The sequence below is a fragment of the Variovorax paradoxus genome (assembly GCF_009498455.1).
GTDB lineage: Bacteria > Pseudomonadota > Gammaproteobacteria > Burkholderiales > Burkholderiaceae_C > Variovorax > Variovorax paradoxus_H.
This window is the reverse complement of sequence record NZ_CP045644.1, coordinates 4,231,065-4,255,537: the sequence shown is the minus strand read 5'-3', so window position 1 is coordinate 4,255,537 and position 24,473 is coordinate 4,231,065. Positions and strand designations below refer to the sequence as shown.

Annotated in this window: 23 protein-coding genes; 6 read left to right on the top strand and 17 right to left on the bottom strand. The window is 68.1% G+C overall.

All coding sequences use genetic code 11. From position 1 onward, the window contains the following. The first annotated feature begins 138 nt into the window (after positions 1-138). Positions 139-1,080 (top strand): LysR family transcriptional regulator, encoded by a 942-nt coding sequence (locus GFK26_RS19650; RefSeq protein WP_153283447.1) that lies wholly within the window; start codon positions 139-141, stop codon positions 1,078-1,080. Positions 1,081-1,123: 43 nt separating this feature from the next. On the opposite strand, the gene GFK26_RS19645 is transcribed toward GFK26_RS19650, so the two are convergent. The 10 genes from GFK26_RS19645 to GFK26_RS19600 are packed head-to-tail and all read right to left on the bottom strand — an operon-like array spanning position 1,124 to position 11,281. Continuing rightward, a complete protein-coding gene (locus GFK26_RS19645) occupies positions 1,124-2,353 on the bottom strand; it encodes an SDR family NAD(P)-dependent oxidoreductase (RefSeq protein ID WP_153283446.1) in 1,230 nt (409 codons plus the stop codon). Then, positions 2,353-2,898: a nuclear transport factor 2 family protein gene (locus GFK26_RS19640; RefSeq protein ID WP_153283445.1), complete on the bottom strand. Its 546-nt coding sequence runs from the start codon at positions 2,896-2,898 to the stop codon at positions 2,353-2,355. The genes GFK26_RS19645 and GFK26_RS19640 overlap by 1 nt, the downstream gene beginning before the upstream one ends. Continuing rightward, a complete protein-coding gene (locus GFK26_RS19635; RefSeq protein ID WP_153283444.1) occupies positions 2,895-3,275 on the bottom strand; it encodes a VOC family protein in 381 nt (126 codons plus the stop codon). Before GFK26_RS19635 ends, GFK26_RS19640 begins: the two co-directional genes overlap by 4 nt. After that, positions 3,272-4,030 carry an SDR family NAD(P)-dependent oxidoreductase gene (locus GFK26_RS19630; protein WP_153283443.1) on the bottom strand — a complete coding sequence of 253 codons (759 nt, stop codon included), beginning with the start codon at positions 4,028-4,030 and terminating at the stop codon, positions 3,272-3,274. The genes GFK26_RS19635 and GFK26_RS19630 overlap by 4 nt, the downstream gene beginning before the upstream one ends. Continuing rightward, a complete protein-coding gene (locus GFK26_RS19625) occupies positions 4,027-6,159 on the bottom strand; it encodes an acetate--CoA ligase family protein (RefSeq protein ID WP_153283442.1) in 2,133 nt (710 codons plus the stop codon). Before GFK26_RS19625 ends, GFK26_RS19630 begins: the two co-directional genes overlap by 4 nt. A 1-nt stretch (position 6,160) precedes the next feature. After that, entirely contained in the window at positions 6,161-6,922 is a 762-nt protein-coding gene (locus tag GFK26_RS19620) for an enoyl-CoA hydratase/isomerase family protein (protein ID WP_153283441.1), read from the bottom strand. Continuing rightward, a complete protein-coding gene (locus tag GFK26_RS19615) occupies positions 6,919-8,034 on the bottom strand; it encodes an acyl-CoA dehydrogenase family protein (protein ID WP_153283440.1) in 1,116 nt (371 codons plus the stop codon). Before GFK26_RS19615 ends, GFK26_RS19620 begins: the two co-directional genes overlap by 4 nt. Before the next feature lie 3 nt (positions 8,035-8,037). Continuing rightward, positions 8,038-9,198, bottom strand: a complete 1,161-nt coding sequence (locus GFK26_RS19610) for an acyl-CoA dehydrogenase family protein (protein ID WP_153283439.1) — start codon at positions 9,196-9,198, stop codon at positions 8,038-8,040. A gap of 28 nt (positions 9,199-9,226) precedes the next feature. After that, the gene (locus tag GFK26_RS19605; protein WP_153283438.1) at positions 9,227-10,168 is read right to left on the bottom strand and encodes a flavin reductase; all 942 of its coding nucleotides are present in this window, start codon (positions 10,166-10,168) and stop codon (positions 9,227-9,229) included. Positions 10,169-10,189: 21 nt separating this feature from the next. Then, positions 10,190-11,281 carry an LLM class flavin-dependent oxidoreductase gene (locus GFK26_RS19600; protein ID WP_153283437.1) on the bottom strand — a complete coding sequence of 364 codons (1,092 nt, stop codon included), beginning with the start codon at positions 11,279-11,281 and terminating at the stop codon, positions 10,190-10,192. A 102-nt stretch (positions 11,282-11,383) separates the two neighbouring features. On the opposite strand from GFK26_RS19600, the gene GFK26_RS19595 reads away from it, so the two are divergent. Beyond that, the gene (locus GFK26_RS19595) at positions 11,384-12,292 is read left to right on the top strand and encodes a LysR family transcriptional regulator (RefSeq protein ID WP_153283436.1); all 909 of its coding nucleotides are present in this window, start codon (positions 11,384-11,386) and stop codon (positions 12,290-12,292) included. On the opposite strand, the gene GFK26_RS19590 is transcribed toward GFK26_RS19595, so the two are convergent. Continuing rightward, entirely contained in the window at positions 12,289-13,170 is an 882-nt protein-coding gene (locus GFK26_RS19590; protein ID WP_153283435.1) for an SMP-30/gluconolactonase/LRE family protein, read from the bottom strand. The genes GFK26_RS19595 and GFK26_RS19590 overlap by 4 nt on opposite strands. 137 nt (positions 13,171-13,307) lie before the next feature. Between GFK26_RS19590 and GFK26_RS19585 the strand changes: the two genes are divergently transcribed. After that, on the top strand, positions 13,308-14,270 hold the full coding sequence (locus GFK26_RS19585) for a Bug family tripartite tricarboxylate transporter substrate binding protein (protein WP_153283434.1): 963 nt from the start codon (positions 13,308-13,310) through the stop codon (positions 14,268-14,270). A 105-nt stretch (positions 14,271-14,375) separates the two neighbouring features. Here the strand turns inward: GFK26_RS19585 and GFK26_RS19580 are convergent, their stop codons facing one another. The 4 genes from GFK26_RS19580 to GFK26_RS19565 all read right to left on the bottom strand — a co-directional run bounded on the left by GFK26_RS19580 (position 14,376) and on the right by GFK26_RS19565 (position 18,409). Continuing rightward, positions 14,376-15,395, bottom strand: a complete 1,020-nt coding sequence (locus GFK26_RS19580; protein WP_228121706.1) for a Bug family tripartite tricarboxylate transporter substrate binding protein — start codon at positions 15,393-15,395, stop codon at positions 14,376-14,378. Then, a complete protein-coding gene (locus GFK26_RS19575) occupies positions 15,392-16,585 on the bottom strand; it encodes a CaiB/BaiF CoA transferase family protein (protein ID WP_228121705.1) in 1,194 nt (397 codons plus the stop codon). Before GFK26_RS19575 ends, GFK26_RS19580 begins: the two co-directional genes overlap by 4 nt. A 105-nt stretch (positions 16,586-16,690) precedes the next feature. Beyond that, positions 16,691-17,449, bottom strand: a complete 759-nt coding sequence (locus GFK26_RS19570) for an SDR family NAD(P)-dependent oxidoreductase (protein WP_153283432.1) — start codon at positions 17,447-17,449, stop codon at positions 16,691-16,693. Then, positions 17,450-18,409 carry a Bug family tripartite tricarboxylate transporter substrate binding protein gene (locus GFK26_RS19565; protein WP_153283431.1) on the bottom strand — a complete coding sequence of 320 codons (960 nt, stop codon included), beginning with the start codon at positions 18,407-18,409 and terminating at the stop codon, positions 17,450-17,452. A gap of 249 nt (positions 18,410-18,658) precedes the next feature. On the opposite strand from GFK26_RS19565, the gene GFK26_RS19560 reads away from it, so the two are divergent. Beyond that, positions 18,659-19,999, top strand: a complete 1,341-nt coding sequence (locus GFK26_RS19560; RefSeq protein ID WP_322745810.1) for an amidohydrolase — start codon at positions 18,659-18,661, stop codon at positions 19,997-19,999. A 58-nt stretch (positions 20,000-20,057) separates the two neighbouring features. Here the strand turns inward: GFK26_RS19560 and GFK26_RS19555 are convergent, their stop codons facing one another. Next, positions 20,058-21,506: an SGNH/GDSL hydrolase family protein gene (locus GFK26_RS19555; protein WP_228121704.1), complete on the bottom strand. Its 1,449-nt coding sequence runs from the start codon at positions 21,504-21,506 to the stop codon at positions 20,058-20,060. Between the two features lie 182 nt (positions 21,507-21,688). Continuing rightward, positions 21,689-22,666: an AraC family transcriptional regulator gene (locus tag GFK26_RS19550; RefSeq protein WP_228121703.1), complete on the bottom strand. Its 978-nt coding sequence runs from the start codon at positions 22,664-22,666 to the stop codon at positions 21,689-21,691. A gap of 122 nt (positions 22,667-22,788) precedes the next feature. On the opposite strand from GFK26_RS19550, the gene GFK26_RS19545 reads away from it, so the two are divergent. Then, positions 22,789-23,508: a fumarylacetoacetate hydrolase family protein gene (locus tag GFK26_RS19545; RefSeq protein WP_153283430.1), complete on the top strand. Its 720-nt coding sequence runs from the start codon at positions 22,789-22,791 to the stop codon at positions 23,506-23,508. Positions 23,509-23,536: 28 nt separating this feature from the next. Then, entirely contained in the window at positions 23,537-24,424 is an 888-nt protein-coding gene (locus tag GFK26_RS19540) for a polysaccharide deacetylase family protein (RefSeq protein WP_153283429.1), read from the top strand. Positions 24,425-24,473: the final 49 nt, after the last annotated feature.

Sequence of the window (24,473 nt, the reverse complement as noted above, 5' to 3'; positions counted from 1 at the left end):
GGTTTCTCCTGCTACTGCGGCTGCTGGAACTGTGGGCGTCCTCGTCACACGCCTGACATGGCGTGCTGCCCGGATGTTAGGAATTGCCATCGACAATTCATAATCTCTATTTTCAATAGAGCGATATAGGATGCATCTATGTCGATAACGATCAAGCAGCTGCAGCACTTCGTGGCTGCAGCGCACACGGGGCAGGTGTCCCGCGCGGCCCAGCGCTGCTATGTGAGCCAGCCGTCGCTGACCACGTCGCTGAAGAACCTGGAGTCGACGTTGAAGGTGCAGCTCTTTACGCGGCACTCCGACGGGCTGCGGCTCACGGTGCAGGGCGAAGGCTTTCTTCGACACGCGGAGCACATGCTGCACACGCTCGAGGCGGCGGTGGAGGAAACGCGCAACTCGGTGTCTGCGGTCGAGGGGCGGGTGCAGCTCGCCATCACCGACACCGTGTCCGAATACATGCTGCCGAAGATCATCGGTGCGATGCGCAGGCAACTGCCGCTGGTCGAGTTCGAGCCCGTGGAGCGCAACCGGCTCGAGATCGAGAACGGCCTGCGCAGCGGCGAATTCGACCTGGCCGTGGTCCTGGTGTCGAACCTCTCGCGCGCGCCGGACATCCGTCGCGAGAACCTGCTGAAGTCGGAGCGCCGCCTGTGGACGTCGTTCGACCATCCGCTGGTAACGCAGAAGTCGGTGTCGCTGCGCGAGATCGCGCAGATGCCCTTCGTGCTGCTGGACATGGACGAGCACGTGGACACCGTGAGCCGCTACTGGAGCGCGATGAAGCTCAAGCCCAAGGTCGTGTTCCGCACCAAATCGATCGAGGCCGTGCGCAGCCTCGTTGCACAGAACGTGGGCGTGACCATCTTGTCGGACCTGGTGTTTCGCCCGTGGTCGCACGATGGCGGGCGCATTCGCCGGACGGTGGTGTCGAGCGCGGTGCCCTCGATGGACCTGGGACTGGCCTACCGGCGCGGGGCCGTTCTGTCCGAGGCCACGGCAGCCTCTGCGAGCACCTTGCGGTTGCTGGCCAAGACACTCACGAGAGAGTCACAGCCGCGCATGGACGACGAGCCGCAGTAGCTTTCGAGTCAGGCAGCGAACGGCGACGCGCCGCCGCAGCCACTCAATGCCCGGCGCCGAGCCTCAGCACCTGCCCAGTCAGAAACTGCGCGCGCGGGCCGGCCACGTAGTCGAGCAGCGGCAGGCAGGCCTGCGGCGCCAAGCCGTGCGACAGCTCCAGCGCGTTGATGCGCAGCCCGTGCGCGCCCCATTCGGCGGCCAGCGTGGCCACCAGCATCCGCGCCGCATCGGCGTCGCCGGCCAGCGGCCAATCGAGCCCCGCTTCGGGCGCGGGCAGCAGCAGCGTGAGGCTGGCCCGCGCGGCGTGGCCCGCACGGAAGCAGCGCGCCGCACCGAGCGCGGCATCGAGCCGCGTGCCGGGCAGCGCATCCAGCGCGCGCGCATCGATGACCGCCGAATAGCCCGCGCGGTCGGGGTGGCCTGCATGCGCACGCACCCACACGCCCAGCGCGGCATGCCAGGCCGGCTCGCGCACGGACTCGGCATGCGGACGCAAGGGTGCATCGAACGGAAGGGGCGGATGCGCGCAGGCCGGCAGCGGCAGGCTTCCTCCGCACACGGACGAGCCGCCGTCGAGCACCAGCAGCTGTCCGGTGAGCACGCGCGCGCCGGGGCTGGCCAGGAAGCACAACGCGTGCGCCATGTCCTCGGGCTCGGCCATCCGGCCCAGGGGAATCTTCGACACCGCCTGCGCCGGGTTCAGTCGACCGCCATCGATCAGGCGCTGCACGAGTTCGGTTCGCACGAAGCCCGGCGCCAGCGTGGTCACCGTCCAGTCGGGCCGGGCTTGCGCCAACGCGCGGCCCTGCGCGATCAGTCCGGCCTTGCTGGGGCTGTAGAGACCGCGCCACGGAATGGCGCGCAGGCCCGCGCCGGAAGCGACGTTGACGATGCGCGCGCCGGGTCGCAGCTGCGGCGCACAGGCCTGCACCATGCGCGCCGGCGCGGCCAGGTTGAGCGCAAGAAGGCGAGCCGCCGAGCCGTCGTCGTGGCCCGACGTGGCCTCGGCCCCACCGGCCGACAGGCCCGCGTTGTTGATCAATGCATCGAGCAGCGGAATCTCGTGCCCCAGGCGCTCGATGCGGGCTCCATCCGTCAGGTCGGCCACGAGGCGCATCGGTGGTTCGGCATCGGCCGGCCAGGCGGCTTCGAGGCGCTGCAACGCGTCCGCATCGGCGTCGACCAGCACGCAGCGCCATCCTTCGCGCGCCAGGGCCAACGCCGTGGCGCGGCCGATGCCCGCAGCGGCGCCTGTGAGCAGAACGGTGGGCATCAGGTGCCGCGCACGTCGCGCAACAACGCGTACACGGCGTCGTGCGGCGCTGCCGTGCCGACCGGCTGGCGCACGCCGAACAGCGTGGTGTCGTCCTGCGCCAGCTCGGGCCGCGTGCGCTCCTCGATCCAGTCGTAAACCACGGTCCGCGCGGCCACGCGCCACTCGCCGCTACGACGTTCGAAACGGTCCACATAACGGCCGCAAAGAAAGGTCTCGCGGTCGGGCTGCGTGGCCGTGGCCTGCAGCGCGAAGAAGCTGCTTTCCACCGCGGCCACATCGCCATGCAGCTCGATCAGCACATTGGTGATCTGGTGGACGCGGCGTCCGCCCTGCCGCAGCCTGGGCATCGCCTGCGCGATGAAGCCGTCGGCGCTGCCGTTCCACGCGCCGTGGCAGTCCGTGGCGTCCTCCCAGTAGGCCGAACGCAAGGCGGCCTCGTCGCAGCGGTCGATGCCCCGGCAATAGCGCAACAGGCAGTCGCGGATCGCTTCGCGGTCCAGCAGCGACTGCAAGGCCGCCGGCATCGGCTCCGACGCGCTCATGCAGCAGCGGGCGCGGCGCGCCGGAACAGCTGCACCAGGTTGCCCTCGGGATCGCGCAGCGACAGCACGGCCCCGTGGTCGCCCATGTCGCGCAGGCCCAGGACCTGCCCGCCGGCGGCAACGATGCGCTCCTGCGCGCCCTCGAAGTCGTCCACCTCCAGCACCATCACCAGCCCGCTGGTGGCGGGCGCCGCTTCTTCAAGGCAGGCCAGGGCGACGTTGGTGTGGCCCACGCCGTACTGGATCCAGCGGTCGCCGTCGCGGAACTTCATCGGCAGGCCGAGCGCACCTTCGTAGAAGGCATGCAGGCTGGCGGGCTCCTTCGCCACGACGAACACGTTCTGCACGCGCTTGGGCGATGCAACGGCGCCGCTCACAGCGACGTCTCCGAAGCGCCGCCGTCCAGGCGCAGCACGTCCGCGTTGAAGAAGCGCGAGCCGTCGCCCGCCAGGAAGCAGATGGCATCGGCGATGTCCTCCACCGTGCCCAGGCGGCCCAGCGGTGTGCGTGCGATGCGCCGGGCATCGAGTTCGGCGTTGCGGTTCTTGACCGTTCCCTCGGTGGGCACGGCACCGGGCGCGACCGCGTTCACGCGGATGTTGCGCGCGCCCAGGTCGGCCGCCGATGCGCGGGTGATGCCCAGCACGCCGGCCTTGATGCCGCTGTAGACCACCGATCGCATGGGCGACTTGAAGGCTGCGATGGAGGCCACGTTGATGATCGAGCCGCCGCGCTCCGGGTCCATGGCCTCCGCCGCGGCCTGGATGCCCCAGATCACCGACTTGAAGCCGATCTCCACCATGCGGTCCATGACCTCGGGCGTGATCTCGGCAAGCGGCTGATAGCGCACCCAGGCGGCGTTGTTGACCATGATGTCCAGCCGTCCCGCGTCGCGCGTGAACTGCGCCACGGCCTCGCGCATGCCTTCGCGCGTCGACACGTCGCAAGGCAGTCCGATGGCCTGGCCGCCCAGCGCGCGGATCTCGGCCACGGCCTCCTCCACGAACTCGGGCTTCAGGTCGTTGATGCCGACGGTGGCGCCCAGGCGGGCCATGGCGCGTGCGGTGGCGCGACCGATGCCGTGGCCGGCGCCGCTGATGAAGGCCGCTCGGCCTGAAAGAGACATCGTCATGGGTGGGCTTTCGTGAGGGGTGGCTCGGGCACCAGCAGGGCGTCCAGCGCATGCGCGCCGCGCCCCTGGTCCAGCACCACCAAGGGATTGATATCGATCTCGGACACGCTGTCGGCATGGCGCACGGCAAACCGCGACAACGCCACGATGGCTTGCGCCGCCGCCGTCACATCGGCCTTGGGCCGGCCGCGCGCGCCGTCGAGCAGCGCAAAGGCCTTGAGCGACTGCAGCATGGCGGTGGCCTGCGCCTCGTCGACCGGCGCGGGCTGCAGCGCCACGTCCTTGAAGATCTCGGCAAAGATGCCGCCCAGGCCGACCATCACCATCGGACCGAACATCGGGTCCTTCTTGGTGCCCAGGATCAGCTCGACGCCGCCCTGCACCATCTGCGCGACGAGCACGCCGGCGATGCGGGCCGCGGGCGCCTTCTGCTCCACGCGTGCGAGCAGGTTGTCGTACTCCTCGAGCAGCTGCGCTTCGGAGCGCACGCCGACGAACACGCCGCCGACCTCGGTCTTGTGGGCGATGTCGGGCGAGACGATCTTGAGCACCAGCGGAAAGCCCATCGCGCGCGCCGCGGCGAGCGCCTCGTCGCGGTTGGCGGCGATCGCTTCCCGCGGCACGGGCAGGCCGGCTTCCGCCAGCACGGCCTTGGCGCTCGCCTCGGTGGCGAAGGCCTGCGCGGCCAGCGGCACGCGCTCGATGACTGGCGCTGCCGCCCGTGCGGCGTCGCGCGCACCGAAGCGCAGCAGTGCCGCCAGGGTCGCGCAGGCCGCATCGATGCCTTCGACCACGGGAAAGCCCATGGCGTTGAGCGTGGCCCGCACGTCCTGCGGCGCGCGGGCACACAGCAGGATCAGGCGCGACGGATGGTCCTTGCGCACCTGTTCCAGCGCGGCAAGAAAGACATCGCGCAGCCGGGGCACATGGAAGGCATTGGCCGACTGCAGGATCAGCGCATCGCAGCTGTCGTCGCGCGCCACGGCATCGAGCATGCGCGCCAGCACCTCGGGCCGGCTCGACACCTGTGCCGTCATGTCCACCGGATTGGAGGGCGACGCGAAGGGCACGACCGCCAGGATGCGTTCCTGCGTCTGCGCGGCGAGCTTGGGCAGCGCCAGGCCTTGCGCGCTTGCCGCATCGGCCAGCAGCACGCCGAAGCCACCGGAAGCCGTGAGCACGGCCACGCGGTGGCCGCCGGGCACATGCGCCGGACCGACGACCGACAGCGCATGGCCGACTTCGAGCAGTTGCTCGATGCTGGGCACGCGGATCGCGCCGCCGTTGCGCAGCACCACATCGAACACGGCGTCGGAACAGGCCAGCGCGCCGGTGTGCGAGGCCGCGGCCTCGCTGCCGGCCTCCGAGACGCCGACCTTCAACACCACCAGCGGCTTGCCCGCCTCGCGGGCCATCGCCATGGCCTGCGTCAGCTTGGCGCCGTCGCGGCAGGTTTCCATGCAGCACAGGATCACGCGCGTGCCGGGGTCGGCCGCCAGCGAAGCGATGGCATCGGCGATGTCCACGTCGCATTCGTTGCCCGTCGTCAGCATGCGACTCACGCCCAGGCCGCGCTCGCCGGCCAGGCGCAGGGTGAAGCTGCCGAGGTTGCCGCTCTGCGAGACGATGCCCACGGGGCCGGCCACCGGAAAGGACGACTCCAGCGCCACCGAGAAGGTGGCGATGCTCTTGTCGGGCACGCCGATCGCGCCCAGGCAGTTGGGGCCGACCACGCGCAGGCCGGTGGCCCGCGCGACGTCGCCGATCTGGGCCTGCAGGCGGCTGCCCTCCTCGCCCATCTCGGAAAACCCGGCCGACAGGATGACGGCGGCTTTCACACCGCGCCGGGCACAGTCTTTCACCGCGTCGAGCACGCCCGCGGGCGGCACGGCGATCACGGCCAGCTCGGGCACTTCGGGCACGTCGTCCAGGGTTGCATAGGCCGGCAGCGACTGCACGAGGCCCGCCTTGCGGTTGATCGGATAGATGCCGCCCGCGTAGCCGTACTTCTGCAGGAACTGCAGCGGCCGGCCGCCGATCTTGGTGACGTCGTCCGACGCACCGAAGATGGCGATCGAGCGCGGCTCGAACAGCGCGTCCATGCCGCGCCCCACTTCCACGACCAGCATCTCAGCGCCCCTTGTAGACAGGTTTGCGCTTCTCGAGGAAGGCCGTGCGGGCTTCCTGCGCGTCTTCGGTGCGGGCCAGCGCCATGGTGAAGTTCTGCTCGAAGCGGTAGCCGTCGCGCTGCGGCATCAGGTCCATCATGTTGGCGGCCTGCTTGGCATAGGCGATGGCCAGCGGCGCCTTGGAGGCGATCTCCTGCGCAATCTCCATCGCCAGCGGCATCAGTTGCTCGGCAGGCACCACCTCGTCGATCACGCCGCGGCGGTACAGCTCGGCGGCCGGCACCTTCATGCCGGTGAAGAACATGCGGCGCGTGAACGAACGCCCGACCATGGTCCGCAGCATCGAGACACCGCCCGCGAGACCCACGTTGATCTCGGGCATGGCGAAGGTGGCGTCCTCGCTCGCCAGGAAGATGTCGCACGAGGCCATGAGGCCGAAGCCCGCGCCCAGTGCGGGGCCGTTCACGGCCGCGATCACGGGCTTGGCGCATTCGCGAATGGCATTGCCCGTCTCGCGCGTCCAGCGGTTGTGGTCGAGAAAGTCGCCGGCCTTGTCGGCATTGGGGCGGTCCTTCAGGTCCGCGCCGGAGCAGAAGAACTTGCCGGTTCCCGTGAGGATCGCCACGCGCACGTCGGAGCGCTCGGAGACCTCGTCGAAGATCTCGATCAGGCGGCGGCGCGTGGCGCGGTCCAGTGCGTTGACCGGCGGCTTGTCGAGCCGGACGACGGCGATGTGTTCGGAAACTTCCAGATTGATGCTCATCGCACACTCCCGGTTTGGTTGGAAAAAGAAACGTGTGGTGCGCTCGCCTGTGGCGCCAGCGCCAACAGGTAGGCGACATGCAGGAGGCGGTCGCCATAGCGGAACTCGGAGGCAATGAGCCGCTGCGCCGTGCGCGTGGCCAGCACCTCTTCGCTCACGCCCATGCCGCCGTGCATCTGGATGGCCGCTTCCGCACAGGCGCGCGCCGACTCGGCCAGCGACACCTTGGCCAGGCGCAAGGTGCGGCGCAGATCGGGCGCGTCCTGCTCGTAGTCGTTGAAGCAATGGATCACCAGGCCCTTGGCGCCCAGGTACTTCACGTACATATCGGCGACGCGATGGCGCAGCACCTGGAAGCTCGAGAGCGCCACGCCGAACTGGCGCCGCTCCTTCAGGTGGGTGACGGTCTGGCGGATGAGCGTGGCCAGCGCGGCCACCGTGTCGGCGGCGGTAAGCAGCAAGGCGGCATCGGTGGCCTTGGCGCGCGCGTCGCGTGCGGCGGCACCGCGCGCGATGCACGCGCTCTCGGGCACGGCCAGCTGTGCCAGGACGAAGTCCGCGCCCACGCGGCCCTCCATCGTCCGGTAGCGGGCCTTCGGTGCGCCGATGCGTTCGGCATCGACCAGGAAGATGGCGTCCTCGCCATCGACCTGCGCAGGAACGAGGTAATGCGTGGCAGGCAGCGTCGCGTCGACGCCCTGCACGGTGCCGCTCAGCTCGTAGCCGATGTCGAGGTGCCGAGCCGTCACGGCATTGACGTCGGGCGTGGCGGACAAGGCGGTCAGCGGTGCCATCTGCACGCTGCCCTCGGCCACGGCCTCCAGCCAGCGATGGGCCGTTTCGGCGCCCGCGGCCTGCAACAGCAGTGGCACCACGGCGCAGGTCTCGACCACGGGCAGCTGCAGGCCGTGCGTGGCGAGCCCCTCCACGATCGACGCGAGATCGCTCAGGCTGCCGCCGACACCGCCGGCCTCCTCGGGCACGAGGGTGGCCGTCCAGCCCAGTTCGCGCACGGGGTCGCCCTGGATCGCGACGACGATGTGGTCTTCGGCATAGCGGCTCGCCGCGTCCAACAGCATGCCGGGAAAGAGCGACGGAAAAGAGGTGGACATGGCTCAGGCTCCCAGGAGTTCGTTGGCGACCACGTTGCGCTGCACCTCGGAGGTGCCGCCGGCGATGGTGCGGGCGCGCGTGAACATGTAGTTCTGGATCCAGGTGGCATCGGGCACGTCGTCCCCGGCCTCGGCAAGAAAACGATGCGCGGCATCGGGACCGACCGCATCGAGCGCGATGGTCGTCAGGCGCTGCGCGACGTCGGCGCAGGTCATCTTGATGACCGAGGGCTGCACGCCCAGCGGGCGCTGGTGGATCAGGTCGTCGGTGGCCTGCGCCATCATCACGCGCGCACCCTTCACGTCGGCCTCACACAGCAGCAGCTTGTGGTGCAAGCCGCTGAAGTCGCGCAGCCCGGCGGCGGCACGGCTCGCCTCTTCCACCAATTGCGTGACCTGGCGGCGCATGAGTTCCAGCCGCGCCACGTTGGCCGGCGGAAGGCGTTCACGCTCGAGCAGGAACTTCGCGCAGGTCCAGCCCTTGCCGACCTCGCCGACGAGGTTGTCGGCGCGCACGCGCACCTCGTCGAAGAACACCTCGTTCAGGTGATGCCAGCCGTCGATGGTCTGGATAGGGCGCACGGTGATGCCCGGGGTGTCCATGGGCACCAGCAGCAGCGAGATGCCCTCCTGCTTCTTCGCTTCCTTCGACGTGCGCACCAGCATGTAGATCATGCTGGCCTCGTGGGCATGCGAAGTCCAGATCTTCTGGCCGTTGACGACCCACGCGTCGCCGTCCAGGCGCGCGCTGGTGGACAGCGAGGCCAGGTCGGAACCCGAGCCGGGTTCCGAATAGCCCTGGCACCACCAGTCCGAGCCGTCGAGGATGCGCGGCAGGAAACGCGCCTTCTGCTCGGGCGTGCCGAAACGGATGATCACCGGGCCGATGTGGCCCAGCCCGTGGTGGTACAGGGGCGGGCAGTCGTTCTCGGCCATCACCTCTTCGAAGATGAGGCGCTGGCGGATGTCCCAGCCCGTGCCGCCCGCTTCGCGCGGCCAGCTCGGCGCGCCCCAGCCCTGGGCGTTGAGGATCTGCTGCCAGGCCTGGTACTCGCGCTTGGTGATCTTCTGGCCGGCCGCGACGACGGCGCGGATCTCTGGCGGGCAGGCGCCGCGCACGAACGATTCGAGTTCGCGCCGGAAGCCGGCGTAGTCGATGGACATCTTGTCTCCTGTGGAATATCGGAAAGGCTCAACCCTTGCGCAGCTGTGCGATCAGCTCGTCCAGGGCGGCGGTGGCACCGGCGGCGTCGCGCCGGCGCAGGGTGTGCGCCACCTTTCGGCGCAGCGGATAGAGGTCGGGCCGCGGGCGCACCGACAGCACATGCGTCATGCGCTCGCGCAGCACGCTGGTCATGGTCTGCGCCATCAGCGTCAGCGCTTCGTTGTGGCCCGCCGCGGCAATCGAGGCGAAGAACGCGCTGGCGGAGGCGATGCGCTCTTTGAGCGGTGCGTCGTCGGGGTGCGCCTCGATGGCACCGGCGGCTTCGTGCACGGCGTCCAGCTCGGCCTCGGTGGCGCGTTCGCTGGCCAGGCGCAGCAAGGTGCCGTAGAGCGTGCGATAGGCCTCGTCGATGTCGGCGTCGCCCAGCCGCCCTTCCACGACGAGCTTGCGCAGCGACTCGGCCAGCTTCATGTAGGCGCCCTTGTAGAACACCAGCGCCTGGTCGGTGGCGCCGGCGCTCAGGTGCCGGACCTCGCCGATGAAGATGGTGTGGTCGCCGGCTTCGTGGGCCGCATGCACACGGCATTCGAAGCTCGCCAGGCAATCGTCGATGAGCGGCATGCCCAGCGCGCCGGCGCGCCACGGCACGCTCTCGAACTTGTCTTCGATCTTGCTCGATGCGAACCGGCCCGACAGCGCATCCTGCTGCTCCGAGAGGATGTTGATGACGAAGCCGTCCGCCGCCTGGAACGTGCCCAGCAATCGGCTCGCATTGCGCAGGCTGAACAGCACCAGCGGCGGGTCCAGCGAGACCGAACTGAAGGAGTTGCAGGTCAGGCCGGCCGGCTGGCCGTCCGGCGTGCGAGTGGTGATGACCGCCACGCCGGTCGGAAAGCAACCGAGCAACTGACGGAACTGGGCAGGCTCGATGGCGCCGCGGGTGCTTTCTTCTTCAGCGACTTCGGACATGGCGTCTCCTGGCGCTCGGCTTCAGGCCGCAGCGAGTTCGCTCTGGGCCACGGGCCGGTGCGGCGGATCGTTGGCGATCTCCTGCTGCACCGTCGGAATGATGACCTTGCCCCAGACCTCGAGCTGGCGCAGCATCGTGGCGTGGTCGAAGTCGCCCATCTGCGTCTGGAAGCAGTAGTGCACCGGCTTGAGCGTGCGGATCTCGTTGACCACGCGCTCGATCACGGTGTCGATGTCGCCCACGGGCAGCAGCGCGCGCATCTCGTCCAGCGTGGGCTCGCCCTCGACGATGCCCTCTTCGACCTGGTAGTCGTCGGCGATCTGCGCGGTGCGGCGCTTCAGGCTCACGGCGATGCGGCGCTGGTAGCGGGCGCATTCGAGGTAGCTCTCCACCTCGTCCTTGTTGTTGCTGGCATAGGCCGCGCGCAGCAGGCCGACCTGCACGCCGGCCGGGTCCTTGCCCTCCGCCTTGGCCACCTTGTCGATGAGCGCGCGGGTGCCCGCCAGCTTCTCCAGGCCGCCGTCGCCGCCGGAGACGAACACATGGTGGTCGGACTTCACGGCGCGCGACAGGAAGGCCGGATCGACGCTGGTGATCCACATCGGCGGCATGGGGCGCTGCACCGCGCGCTGGCTGATGGCGCTCATCGGCTGCTGGTAGTACGCGCCGTCGTAGCTGAACTTGGGCTCCCGCAGGCCCGCCTCGAGCATGTCGAGCATCTCGAAGGTGCGGCCCTTGGCGGATTCGAGCGACACGCCGAAGCGCTCGAACTCGAACTGCTGGTAGCCCGAGCCGATGCCCAGGTTCAGGCGGCCGTTCGACAGCTGGTCGACCATCGCCACGTCCGCGATCAGGCGGGCCGGCGTGTACAGCGGAGCGACGACAATGCCGGTTCCCAGCCGGATGTTGCGGGTGACCGCGGCGCAGTGCGCGATCATGGTCAGGGGCGACGAGCACATGCCGTAGTTGCTGAAGTGGTGCTCGGCGTACCACGCGGCACCGAAACCCAGTTCGTCCGCCAGGCGCGTCTGCTCGATGGCGTCGCGCAGGATCTGGTGGGAGGTCTTATGCTTGTTCCGCTGCTGCATCAAAATGAAGATTCCGAAATCCATCGCTGTTGCTCCTGGTTGGCTGGTATTGATCGAGGTCCATCGTAGGAACTCAACGCCTGCGTGGATCACCAGCGAACGCACAGCTTCTTTGCGTCTTTCGAAATGAAGGCCCTCGACTCGCTGCGCATCTTTGTGGCCACCCAGCGCAAAGGCAGCCTCTCGGCCGCGGCCCGCAGCCTCAGCCTGTCGCCCGCCACCATCTCGCGGCGCATCAGCGCATTGGAAGAAGAACTGGGCGTGCAACTGGTGGACCGCACCAGCCGCAACCTCAAGGTGACCGAAGCCGGCCAGGCCTTCCTGGAGCGGGCCGAGGCCATGCTGGAACTCATGAGCGAGGCCGAGCAGGCGGTGCACAACGCACGCCAGCGGCCCGAAGGCCGGCTGCGCGTGCATTCGCGAACGCACATCGGCCTGCGCGTGCTCGCACCGCTGCTGCCGCGCTTCGCGGAGCTCTATCCGGACATCCGCGTCGAGCTCGAGCTCTCCGAGCATCCGATCAACCTGGTGGAGCACGACTTCGACGTCGACATCCGCACGGGCGAGTCCAACGATTCGGGCTTCGTCATCAAGCGGCTGCAGTCCAGCGACGAGGTGCTGGTCGCCAGCCCGGCCTTCGTGAAGACCTACTCGCGCATCCGCCACCCCAGCGACCTGCCGCAGGTGCGCTGCCTCACCTACCGGCGCGAGCGCGAGGTCATCACCTGGAAGTACATCGACCCGGCGGGTGAGCAGCAGGAACTGGCCATCCAGGGCGTGCTGAGTGCCAACAACGGCGAGCTGCTGCGGCTGGCCGCCATCGGCGGCATGGGCGTGGCGCTGCTCTCCGAGGCCACCGTGCGCGACGACCTGCGCGACGGCACGCTGGTGCGGCTGCTGCCCGACTACCGCTTTGCCGTGCGGGCGTTTTCCAACGGCGTCTTCGCCGTCTTCCGGCAGAGCCGCGTGCTGCCGCTGAAGGTGCGCGCCTTCGTGGACTACGTGGCGGACGCACTCAGAAGCGAAGCGCGCTAGACGTCTGCGAAGCGATCGGGCAGCCGCCCCGTGGCGGGCAGGCCCGTGATCACGAACAGCCCGCCATCCTGCGCCTGGTTGCCCTCCAGCCGCGCGCTGCGTGAAATGCTGGTCAGGTACATGTGCTCCAGGCGGGCCCCACCGAAGCAGATGCTCGTCGGGTAGCTCACCGGCAGCTCGACGAGGCGCTCCAGCGTGCCGTCCGGCGCATAGCGCGCCAGCTTGGCGGCACGCGTCAGCACCGTCCAGAGGAACCCTTGCGCATCGACCGTCGCCCCGTCGGGCCCGGAGTCGAACGCGTGCGTCTTCGCGAACAGGCGCTTGTTGCGCAAGGGGCCGTCCGGGTCGTAGTCATAGGCCCAGAGGGTTCGCTCCAGGCTGTCGGCCAGGTACAGCACGCGGCCGTCGGGGCTGAAACAAGGCCCGTTGGCAAAGCCGATGTCGTCGGCCAGGTGCTCCACGCGCAGGTCGGGGCGCAACCTGTAGAGCCCGCCCTTCACCGCCTCGCCGGCCTGCCGATCGACGTGCATGGTGCCCGCCAGGAAGTTGCCCGCCGGATCGCACTTTCCATCGTTGAAGCGGACGTTCGGATGGTCCACGGGAATGCGGGCCAGGTGCGCCAGCGTGCGCGTGGCGAAGTCATAGCGCGCAAAGCTGTGGCGCAGCGCCACCACGACGGCCTCGCTGCGGCACGGCGCGATCGACCCCACGGGCGCGGGCAAGGGGTGCTGCTCGGGCAGCCCTGCCCCGGGCTTCAGCCGCCACAGCGTGCCGGCCAGCGCGTCGATCCAGTTCAGCGCCTGCGCATCGGCATCCCAGCAGGGGCTCTCGCCCAATTGGTCTTGGGTCGTCCCGACCCGGGTGATCTTCACGGTCATCGGGCAAGTGTGCGGGCGCACTGGCGCCCCTGCCGGCGCATCCCGCAAAGCTGCTTTTCATTCCTTGCAGACCACCACCGGGGGCTGCGCTCTAGACTGAATCCAGCGTTCGATTCGAACCAGAACAGGAGACAAGAATGAGCTATCGCAAACTCGCCATGGGGTTGGCGCTGGGGGCCTGCGCACTCGCCCCGGCCCTCGCCCTTGCCCAGCAGGTGACCCGTCTCGTCGTGCCCTTTGCGGCCGGTGGCGGCACCGACCAGTACTGCCGCATCCTGGCCCAGGAGCTCAACAAGCAGGGCCTGAACGTCATCATCGAGAACAAGCCCGGCGCCAGCGGCATCCTGGCGGCCGACTACGTGGCGCGCGCCAAGCCGGACGGGCAAACCGTGCTCGTGTCGTCGCTGGGCACGCTCGCGAACAACAGCGTGCTCTACGAGAAGCTGCCGTACGACCCGGTGAAGGACTTCGCGCCCGTCACGCAGATCGCCTACCAGCCCGCCATCGTCGTGGGTCGCACCGACCTGCCCTACAAGAACATCAAGGAAATGGTGGCCTACGCCAGGCAGCACCCCGGCAAGATCAACCGCGGTTCGCCCGGCGCGGCCATCCTGACCAACCTGGCACCCATCGCTTTCGAAAAGGAACAAGGCATCAGCACCTTGCACATTCCTTTCAACGGCGACGCCCCCGCGTTGCAGGCCCTGCTGGGCAACCAGATCGACATCCACGGCACGTCGATCACGGGGTCGCTGCCCTACGTGAAGTCGGGCAAGTTGCGCGTGCTCGGCGTGATGGACGCACAACGCCTGCCGCAGGTGCCCGACGCTCCCACGTTCAAGGAACAGGGCTTCGACATGGAAGCCACGCTGTGGTACTCGCTTTCGGTTCCCACCGGCACGCCCAAGCCGGTGATCGATCGGCTGAACAAGGCCGTGAACCAGGTGATCGCCGACCCCGAGTTCATCGCCCGTGCCCGCGCCATCGGCATGGAGCCGCGCGGCGGCACGCCCGAAGAACTGGCCCGGTTCATCAAGGTCGAGGCGGACCGCTGGCTGCCGATCCTGCGCAGCCTGAACCTGCCCAAGCAATCGCACTGATCCTCGGGTCCCGATGCACAACGCCCCGCAACCCGAGCCTCCAAGGGCTTCGGGTTCCGGGGCGTTACTGCGATGGCGCCGGCACCCGAGGGCGCCAACCCCCAATCAGATCGAGATGTCCTTCTCCGACGCCACCTTGTTCCAGCGCTCGAACTCGCTGGCCATCCGGCGCTTCATGACTTCGGGCGGCTGGTAGGCGCTGAGCGCGCCGATGTTTTCGAGCCCGCGCTTCGTGTCCGCTTCGGCCAGGATGCGGCGCAGTTCCGAATCGAGCCGGGTCACCACGGCGGCCGGCGTGCCGTTGGGCACGATCAGGCCGCTCCAGCTGCTCACGTTGAAACCGGCGAAGCCTTGCTGCGCGACGGACGGCACCTCGGGCAGGAAGGCCCGTGCATCGGCAGAGCCGAGCGCCAGTGCCTTGAGCCGACCGCTGCGGATGTGCGGCATGGCCGCGACCAGGTCGACGAACATGGCGCCGATCTGCCCGCCCAGCAGGTCGGTGATGGCCGGCGCGCTGCCCTTGTAGCCCACGTGCTGCATCGGAAAGCCGCCCATGTCCTTGAGTTGCTCCATCGCCAGATGGCCGATGCTGCCCGACCCCGCGGTGGAGTAGTTGACCGGCTGCGCCTTGGCGGCCGCAATGAAGCCCTTGAGATCGTTCACGCCCGGCAGCACCAGCGGGTTGATCATCAAGACCAGCGGCAGGTCGTAGACCGACGCCACGCAGGTGAAGTCCTTGCGCACGTCGTACTGGTTGTTCCTGTAGACGATCGGTGCGACCAACGCGGGCATGCCGAACATCGACACCGTGTAGCCGTCGGGCGCCGACTTGATCAGCGACGCGGTGCCGATGGACCCCGAGGCGCCGGGGCGGTTGTCCACGATGACGGACTGGCCGAGCGCGCCGGTCAGCTTCTGCGCGACCAGGCGCGCGGTCGCATCGGTCGGGCCGCCGGCCGGAAAGGCCACGACCATGCGAACGGTTTTCTCGGGCCAGCGGCTCGCCGCGTTGGCGCCACCGGACAGCGACGCCAACCAGGGCGCCGCGCCGGCCGCGAGGCACGACTTCAGCAGGAGCCGGCGCGGGGCGGCGGGTTCGGTTTCGCGCATGCGATGCAATTTCATTTGATGACGCTTCTTTGGCTCAGGGAATCAAGTTGGCCGTCGCCCATGTCGAGCAGCTCACGCAGCACTTCGGCCGTGTGCTCCCCCAGGTGCGGCGGATGGTGGCGCACGCCCGCGCGTGCGCCGTCGATGATGTAGGGCGGCGCGTGGACGGCCTGCGGCCCCGCCTGCGTGTCTTCGAAGCGGTGCCAGACCTGCGTCTGCGCCGTGCGGTCGGACTGCAGCGCGTCGTACAGGCCAAGCACCTCGCCGCAGGGAATGCCCGCCGAGTTCATGCGCGCGATGAGATCGGCGCGCGAGAACTGCCCGATCTTCGCGAGCAGCAGCGGCAGCAACTCGTGCCGGTGCTTCGAGCGTTCGGTGTTGGTGGCGAACTTCGGATCGACCGGCAGCTCGGGGCAAAAAATCACTTCGTCGCAGAACTTCCTGAACTGGCCGTTGTTGCCGACCGCGATCACCACCGGGCCGTCCGCGGCCTCGAACACGCCGTACGGCACGATCGACGGATGCGAGTTGCCGAACTTGGCGGGGTCGCCTTTGTTGAGCCAGGCCGTGAGCCCGTAGTACGAGGTGATCATCATCCCGCTGTCGTACAGCGACATCTGGATGTGGCGGCCCTCGCCGGTGCGCGTGCGCTCATAGAGCACGGCCAGGATGGCCTGCGCCGAATACATGCCGGTGAACATGTCGACCGCGGCAATGCCGAACTTCAGCGGGCCCTGGCCTTCTTCGCCGTTCATGGCCATCAAGCCGGTTTCGCCCTGGATCACGAGGTCGTAGCCTGGCCGCGCTTTTTCCTCGCTGAGCACCGAGTAGCCCGAGATCGAGCAGTAGATGAGCTTCGGGTTGAGCTTGCGCAGGTCGTCGTAGCCCAGGCCCATCTTCTGCGCGCCGCCGTACTTGAAGTTCTGGATGACCACGTCGCACTGCGCCGCGAGCTTGCGCACGATGTCCTGGCCCTCCTTGTCCTGCAGGTCCACGCAGATGGAGCGCTTGTTGCGGTTGCAGCTGTTGAAGTAGGACGTGTTGTGGCTGCCGATGCGCACGCCCCAGTCGCGCGTGTCGTCGCCGCGCTCGGGGTGCTCGACCTTGATCACGTCGGCGCCCAGGTCGGCCAGCGCCATGCCACACAGAGGGCCGGCCATGACGCGGGACAGGTCCAGCACGCGCACGCCGGCAAGGGGTTGCATGAAAGTTGGGTTCATTTGGGTTCTCGGGTCTTGTCTTCGATGCGGTTCGCCATTTGCCCAGGCGATCGCCGGACGATCGCGCACGGCGCAGCCGCGCGACATCCGTCAGTTGGCGGTGTAGCCGCCGTCGACCGGCAGGATGGTTCCGGTGACGTAGCGCGCATGCTCCGACGCCAGGAACACCACGGGGCCCGCGATGTCCTGCGGATCGCCCACGCGGCGCAGGAATGTGCGGCGCACCATCCGCTCGTGACGCTCGGCGTCATCGGCGATGTGGGCGGTCATCGGTGTCATGACCAGGCCCGGCGCAACAGCATTGACGCGCACGCCATGCGGTCCGAAGTCACGCGCCAGGAATTTCGTGAGCTGGCCGACCGCCCCCTTCGACGCGCCATAGGCCATGTGGGCCGAGGTCGCGACAAGCGACGTGATGGACGCCACATTGACGATGGCACCCCGCGTCTTGCGCAGGCCTTCGGTGCATGCCACCGTCAGGTTGAGCACGCCCTTGACGTTCACCGCCATCACGTGGTCGATGTCATCCGAGAGCGACTGCGCCTCGAACGCCGCGCTGCGGCCACCGACGCCCGCGTTGTTCACGAGCACGCCCACGGGGCCCCAGGCTTGCTGCAGGTCGGCCACCACGGCCTCGCATTGCGCGGCGTCGCGCACGTCCAGCGCGTACGGGCGCACGCGGTCGGCGGCATGGCCCGTGCGCGCGGCGGCCTCGCGCGTTTTGTCGGCATCAACGTCCGTCAATGCCACGCGACAGCCGGCCTCCAGCAGGCGGATCGCAATGGCGAAGCCGATGCCCTGGCTCGCCCCGCTGACCAGAGCCACCGTGTCATGGAACAACCGATGCATTCAATGCCCCTGCTTGGGCAGGTCCAGGCGCTGGAGCAACGGCACCCAGCGCTCGGTCTCGGCCTTCACATAGGCCGCCAGCGCCTGCGGCGTGCCGCCGCGCGGCTCCATGCCGATCGCCTGCGAACGTGCAATGAAGTCGGGATCGACCAGCACCTGGTTGACCGCGCGATTGAGCTTGTCGATGGTGTCCTTGGGCGTGGCGGCCGGCGCGGACAGCGCGTACCACAGCAGCGCCTCGATGTCGTAGCCCTGCTCCTTGAACGTGGGTGCATCGGGCACCTGGGGCAGGCGCTTGGTGTCCATGACGCCCAGCACGCGCATCTTGCCCGCCTTGACGTGCTGCAGCGGGCCGGTGATGGAGGTCCCCTGGATGTCGATCTGGCTGCCCAGCATCGCCTGCAGGCCGGGCGAATCGCCATTGAACGGAATGTGCGTCGTGCGGATGCCGGCCATGCCCTCGAAGGCCAGCGGCGCCAGGTTGGTCAGGATGGAGGCGCCCGGCGAGCCGCGGTTGATCTTGTCCGGATGGGCCTTGGCGTAGGCCACCATCTCCTTGATGTTCTTGTAGGGCAGGTCCGAGCGCCCCACGACGATGGTCGGCTGGTAGGCGATCTGCGTGACCGGCGCGAAGCTCTTCACCGGGTCGTAGGGCAGCTTGTCATACATCACGGTGTTGCTGGCCAGGATGCTCAGCGAACTCATGAGCACCGTGGTGCCGTCCGGCTTGGAACGCGCGACGTTGTCGGCGGCCAGGATGCCGCTGGCGCCGGGCTTGTTGTCGACGATGGTCTGGGTACCGCGCTTGGTCAGCTCCGCGGCCAGGAGGCGCGCGTACTGGTCGGTGCCGCCGCCGGCCGCAAAGGGCACGACGATGCGAAGGGGTTGCTGGGCCTGCGCCGTGCCGACGGCGAGGACGAGGCCGAGCAGAAAGCCGCCGAGGCGCTTCCGGGATTGCATGGCGATGTCTCCTGAATGGGGTGCCGAGATGGCTTTCCCCAGTTTAGGAGCGCGGGCTCGGCGGCATGCATCAAGGGATGAAAAGGTGCTTTGTAGTTTCGGGAGGAACGTCCGGGAGGTGTCCACCTACAGTGAACCGCCCTCGGAAGCTGGATGTCAGCTGGCCACCGGCGCTGCACGGGGACGCAACGCAGCTTCATCTTCGCAAGATTTCACACCCTCACATCCATCAGAAGGAAAAGCGACACCGTGAACGTCCTGAAACCACTCCTGTGTGCAGCGGCCATCGCCATGCAAATGGCCACCGCTTCCGCGGCGACACCGCAGCCCTTGCTCGAGCGCGCGCTCGCCTTGTCCGATGCGGCCGAGTCCGACGTCATCGCGTGGCGTCGCCATCTCCATCAGCATCCCGAACTTGCGTATGCAGAAGTCGAAACGGCCAAGTACATTGCGGCCGCATTGGGCAAGATCCCAGGCATCGAAGTCCAGACCGGCATCGCCAGGACCGGCATCAAGGCCGTCTTGCGGGGCGGCAAGCCCGGCCCGGTGGTTGCGTTGCGCGCCGACATGGACGCCCTGCCTGTCGAGGAGCGCAACAACCTGCCGTTCCGTTCGACGGCCAAGGCCCTCTGGCGCGGCCAGGAAGTTCCGGTGTCGCATGCCTGCGGCCACGACACCCATGTGGCCATGTTGCTGGGCGCGGCCCAAGCCCTGTCGGCCCTGCGAGAGGATCTGCCCGGCACGGTGGTCTTCCTGTTCCAGCCGGCCGAAGAGATCGGCCCTGGCGCCGAAGACCCCAGCGGTGCGCTGGCGATGGTCAAGGCGGGCGTTCTGGACAATCCGAAGGTCGATGTCGTCTTGGGCCAGCACATCGGCGCACAGGCGCCCAAGGGCTCCATCTCGTATCGACCGGGCGCCATGCTGGCCAGCATCGACGTGTTCAACATCAAGCTCAACGGCGCTGGCGGGCATGGCGCCGCGCCATGGGCGGCCAACTCTCCCATGTTGGCGGCGGCGGAAATTGCCCTGGGCTTGCAGAACATCGTCAGCCACCGCACCAACCCGACGATCGATGGCGGCGCCACCGTGGTGACGGTGGGCATGCTGCAAAGCGGCAACCGTTTCAACATCCTGCCCGAGACCGCTGAACTCTCGGGCACGGTACGCGCGCTGTCGACGCAGAACCAGAAGGTCGCCCACGAGCAGATTCGCATGAAGGCCGAGCACATCGCGGCCAGCTACGGCGTCAAGGCCAACGTGCGCATCGACACCGGCGGGGGCTACGGCGTGCTTGTCAACGATGCGCCCAGCACGATGGCGCTCGTCGATGCATTGAAGGCTGCAGCAGGAAAAGACAAGGTCGCGGAGATCTTGCCGTCGATGGGATCGGAAGACTTTGGCGCCTTCGGCGGCACGGGCGTGCCGGTGGTGTTCTGGATCCTGAACGCCTCGCCATACCCCGATCGGGCGGGCCCGACCAATCATTCGCCGTTGTTCACCATCGATGAATCCGCGATGCGCATCGGGGTGAGAGCCCTGACCAGTGCGACCCTGGCGCACATGACACGCGCAAGGACTGGCACGCCCTGATCCCGCTGCGGCGGTCCACCGCCGCGAGCCGGCCTCCTGGCGCCGGCCCTCTGTCTTACTACAACCACCCGCGCTGCGCCATCTTCTGCGCCACGTACCCAGCCAGCAGCGCGTGGTAGTACGGCGTCGGGTGGATCTCGTCGGCATAGGCGTAGTGGCTCACGTCGCCGGGCTTCAGGTTGGATCCGTTGCAGGCCAGCGAACTCTGCAGCGGATTCCTCGCGGCGTTCAGGTCGCAGGCGGTGTCGGTGACGTTGGTGAGCCCGTAGCCGGCCGGGTTGGCAGCAGTTTCCCGGCTCAGCGCATGGGCGTCCACGAGCAGCACGCGGGCGTCGCCCGACAAGGCGGTGTCCAGCTGCGCATTGAAAGCCTGGACCATCGCCGCGATCAAGCGCTGGCCTCCGGCCGATTCTTCGCGGCCGGCCGGTGTCCCGGCGACATCCGGCAGGTTGTTGACGACGACGAACTGCGCGCCCTTTCCGAGGATCTGGTCTTTTACCAGCGCAGCCAGTTCGGCGCCGGCCGTGGTCATGCGGTCCACGAGGTCCGGCGCGTGGGCATTGAAGTAGGCGTTGCCCGCGGCAACGCCTGCAATCGCGGCATCGTCCTGCGCCTTCTCCACCATCGGCCCATACACGGCAGGCGCGCTCACGGCCGAATTGCCAGGTTGCACGACAGCCGCGCCAACGGCGGCCTGGAGCACGCTGGCGGCAGTGCTGCCCGGCGTGGCTTGCGCGGTGGCGACGGCCGCGCTGATCGCCTGCGCAGCCGCCGTCGGATGGGTGGCACCGGCCGCCAACAACTCCACCAGCGTGCTGACATACACCGTGCTGCCAACGCTCGTTCCCGCGCCCTGAACGGCAGCATTCAACGCGGCCAGTTCGAGCAGCACGTCGTTGCCGCCCGCCATCACCAGCACCATGTCGTCTGCCTTGAATCGGCCGCCGGAGAGGGCCAGGTGGTTGGCGATCTGCGTGACGACCGGCACGGTCAACGCGCCCAGCGCGCTGCCGGTGAGCTTGTTGCCCGGCCCCACTGGATGGGTGACGCGCGCACCGCCCTGGGCGTACCCCAGGCAACCCGCGTGGTTTTCCACCGGCACCGCAAAGCCTGAGGCGGCGTCGCCGTCCAGTCCGGTCTGCGCCGCACAGGGCACCGCCAGGCCCAGGCGCGCGGCCAGCACCGCGGTCCAGGTCTTGCCGGTCAGCGACGCATCGATCGCGGTGTGGTCGCCGTTGACGGTGAAGGTCCCGCCGCCCAGCGTCTTGACCGCGCCGACCGCGTAAGTGCCGACGTCGGACAGGCTGTCGCCGAACGAGACCTGCGCGCCGAAGGTGGGCTTCACAGGCGGTGCAACGGGCGGCGCAACGGGCGGCGCAACAGGCACGACCGGATCGCTCGGGGCCGGCGAAACAAACAGCGGTGCGGCCGCACCGACACCGTCGGAGCCGCCGCAGGCGCTCAGGAGACATGCGGCCAGCAGGCCGGGCAGGAATTTCGTTCGCATGAAAGCAGTGGACATAGAGCGCCTTGAAGCCGGATCGGCCGCGCGACTCTAGAAGGGCTGCTTGCCGCGCGCATGGGACCAAAGTCCTATGCGGCAGGAATTTCATGCGTCGAAGTCGACTTGTCGAACGGAGATGCGATGCGGCCGCCTGTCATCGGGCATGCCCCAAAGCACCACGCCCGTCAGTCCCACGTCCGATTCCCGCCCCGCTGAAATTGCCGCCGGTACGCGGAAGGCGTCGCCCCCACGATCTGTCCGAAACGGCGCGCGAACTGCGTGGGCTCGCCGAAGCCGGTGCTCTCGCCGATCTCCGCCGCGGAGGCGCCGGTGAACACCAGCAGCGTCTTGGCGCGCTCGATCCGGCGTTCGGTCACCAGCTCCAGGAAGGTCTTGCCCGTTTCGCTCTTCAGCAGGTGGGCCAGGTGCGTGGGCGACACATGGCTCGCATGCGCCGCATCCGCCAGGTTCAGCTCCTGCGCGAGGTTGCGGCTGATGTAACGGATGCAGCGCAGCACCGCCGGCCGGTACGACTGCAGGGCCAGCCCCTGCGCCTCGCAGTTGCGAAACGCCTCGCCGTAGCGCCGCCACACCATGCCGATCAGGTGCAGCAGATGGCTGCGAATCAGCAGGTGGCTGGCGGTGTCTTCGCCCGGTGCGCGTTGTGCCTCCTGCGCCATGCGTTCGCACAGGTCCTGGAGTTGCTGGGTCTCGCTCTCGTCGAAACGAAAGTCCAGGCAATGCTGGAAGCGGAACGGCGCGAGCTCGGGCGCGCGGGACAGCGGCACCTCCGACAGCTCGAACACATCGAGGTCCAGTGCCGGCAGCAGGTAGTCCTTGCTGATGTTGATCACGTGGAACACGCCATCGGCCGCGTTCGGGATGTAGTGCACCAGGAAGGGCAGCACGAAGCTCACCGTGCCCGCGCCGATGGCGCGCTGGTTGCCGCCGATGTAGTGCGTGGTTTCGCCCCGCGTGTTGACGTAGATCTGGAAGTACTCGTGCCGGTGCGGCACCGGATTCGGCAGGCAGTTGCTCTGGTCATGAATGCCGAAATAGGCGCGCTGTGCCCGCGCCGCCATCGTGTAGTTGCTGATGGCGGCACGCGCGGCACCGGCGCGGGGCGGCGGCACGAATTCGTCGGAGGAAGGCGTGGGTGGCATGAAGCGTCGATCTCAGGATCGCAAGGATTGCATATCTTTGCGCAAGCCTGCGCGTTGAGGTGAGAAGGCCTCGTTCCTAGACTCTAGCCACTCCTTACCCAACCTTCCAGAGAGACAAACCCATGCCCCTCCATCCGACGGCCGAACGCGCGACCGATACCCGTAGCGACGCCCTTCAAGTCCAGCCCGTCTCCATCGACATCGTGGGCAGCGACCAGCGCTTTCCGGTGCGCCGCGTCTACTGCGTGGGCCGCAACTACCTGGCCCACATCCGGGAGATGAAGGAAGGCGACGAGCGCGATCCGCCGTTCTTCTTCCAGAAGCCGTCCGACTCGGTGGTGACCGACGGGCGCGTGCCCTACCCCACGCTGACGGACGACTTCCAGTTCGAGTTCGAACTCGTCGTGGCCATCGGCAGCGATGCATCGAACGTGTCGCCCGAAGACGCGCTGGACCACGTCTTTGGCTACGCCGCAGGCCTGGACATGACCCGGCGTGACCGCCAGCGCGAATGCAACAAGCGCGGCCTGCCGTGGGAACAGGGCAAGTCGTTCGACCACTCGGCGCCCTGCGGCCCGATCCATCCGGTGGCGAAGGTCGGGCACATCCGATCGGGAACGCTCAACCTCTCGGTGAACGGCGCGGTGCGGCAAGACTCGGTGCTCGAAAAGATGATCTGGAACGTCCATGAAATCGTCAGCGAGCTCTCGAAGCAATACCGCCTGCTGCCCGGCGACCTGATCTTCACCGGCACGCCCGAAGGGGTCGGACCGGTGCAACGCGGCGACAAGCTCACCGGCCGCATCGACGGGCTCGCGCCCCTGCAGGTCGAGATCGTCTGAGCCCGCAACAGCAGCACACGGAGACCCCATGAAACCACTCGAACGCATCTCGTACTCGTCCATCGCGGACCGCCCCGCACTGAAGCTGCCCGGCGGCAAGCGGCTGGCCGTCTGGGTGATCGTCAACGTCGAGGAATGGAACATCGACGAGACCATGCCCCGCACGGTGCTGACGCCACCGGCGGGCGGCTCGCCGATGCCCGACATTCCGAACTGGGCCTGGCACGAGTACGGCAACCGCGTCGGCTTCTGGCGCATGCTCGAAGTGATCGACGCGCTCGGCATCAACGCCACGCTCGCCATCAACGGGTCGGCCATCGGCGCCTACGAGCCCATCGCCAAGGCGGCAAAAGAGCGCCAGTGGGAGTTCATCGGCCACGGCTTCGGGCAGCGCAACATGCAGAAGGTGCCCGACGAGGTCGAGGACATCGCCAAGACCACCGAAGCCATCCGCGCCTACACCGGCAAGCGCCCGCGCGGCTGGCTCGGCCCGGGGCTCACCGAGACCTGGCACACACCGGACATCCTGGCCGAGCAGGGCTACGAGTACGTGTGCGACTGGGTGCTCGACGACCAACCCGTGCGGCTGAAGACGCGCGACGGCGGCTCGATCGTGAACGTGCCCTACACGCAGGAATGCAACGACGTGGCGATGATGCTCATCCAGCACCACAAGGCCAGCGAGTACCGCGACCGCGCCATCGACCAGTTCGAACAGCTCTACGCAGACGCGAAAGATTCGGCCCGCGTCATGGCGCTGGTGGTGCATCCGTACATCATGGGCGCGCCGCACCGCCTGCGCTACTTCCGCGAGGCGCTGGCACACATCCAGCAACACGACGACGTGGCCTTCATGACCGGCGAGCAGATCCTCGACTGGTACGGCGCCGCAAGCCCCGCAGGCACCGCGGCGTGACCCTTCGCCGGCACAGCGCCGGCGACCCCGTGCAACGAACGAACAACAA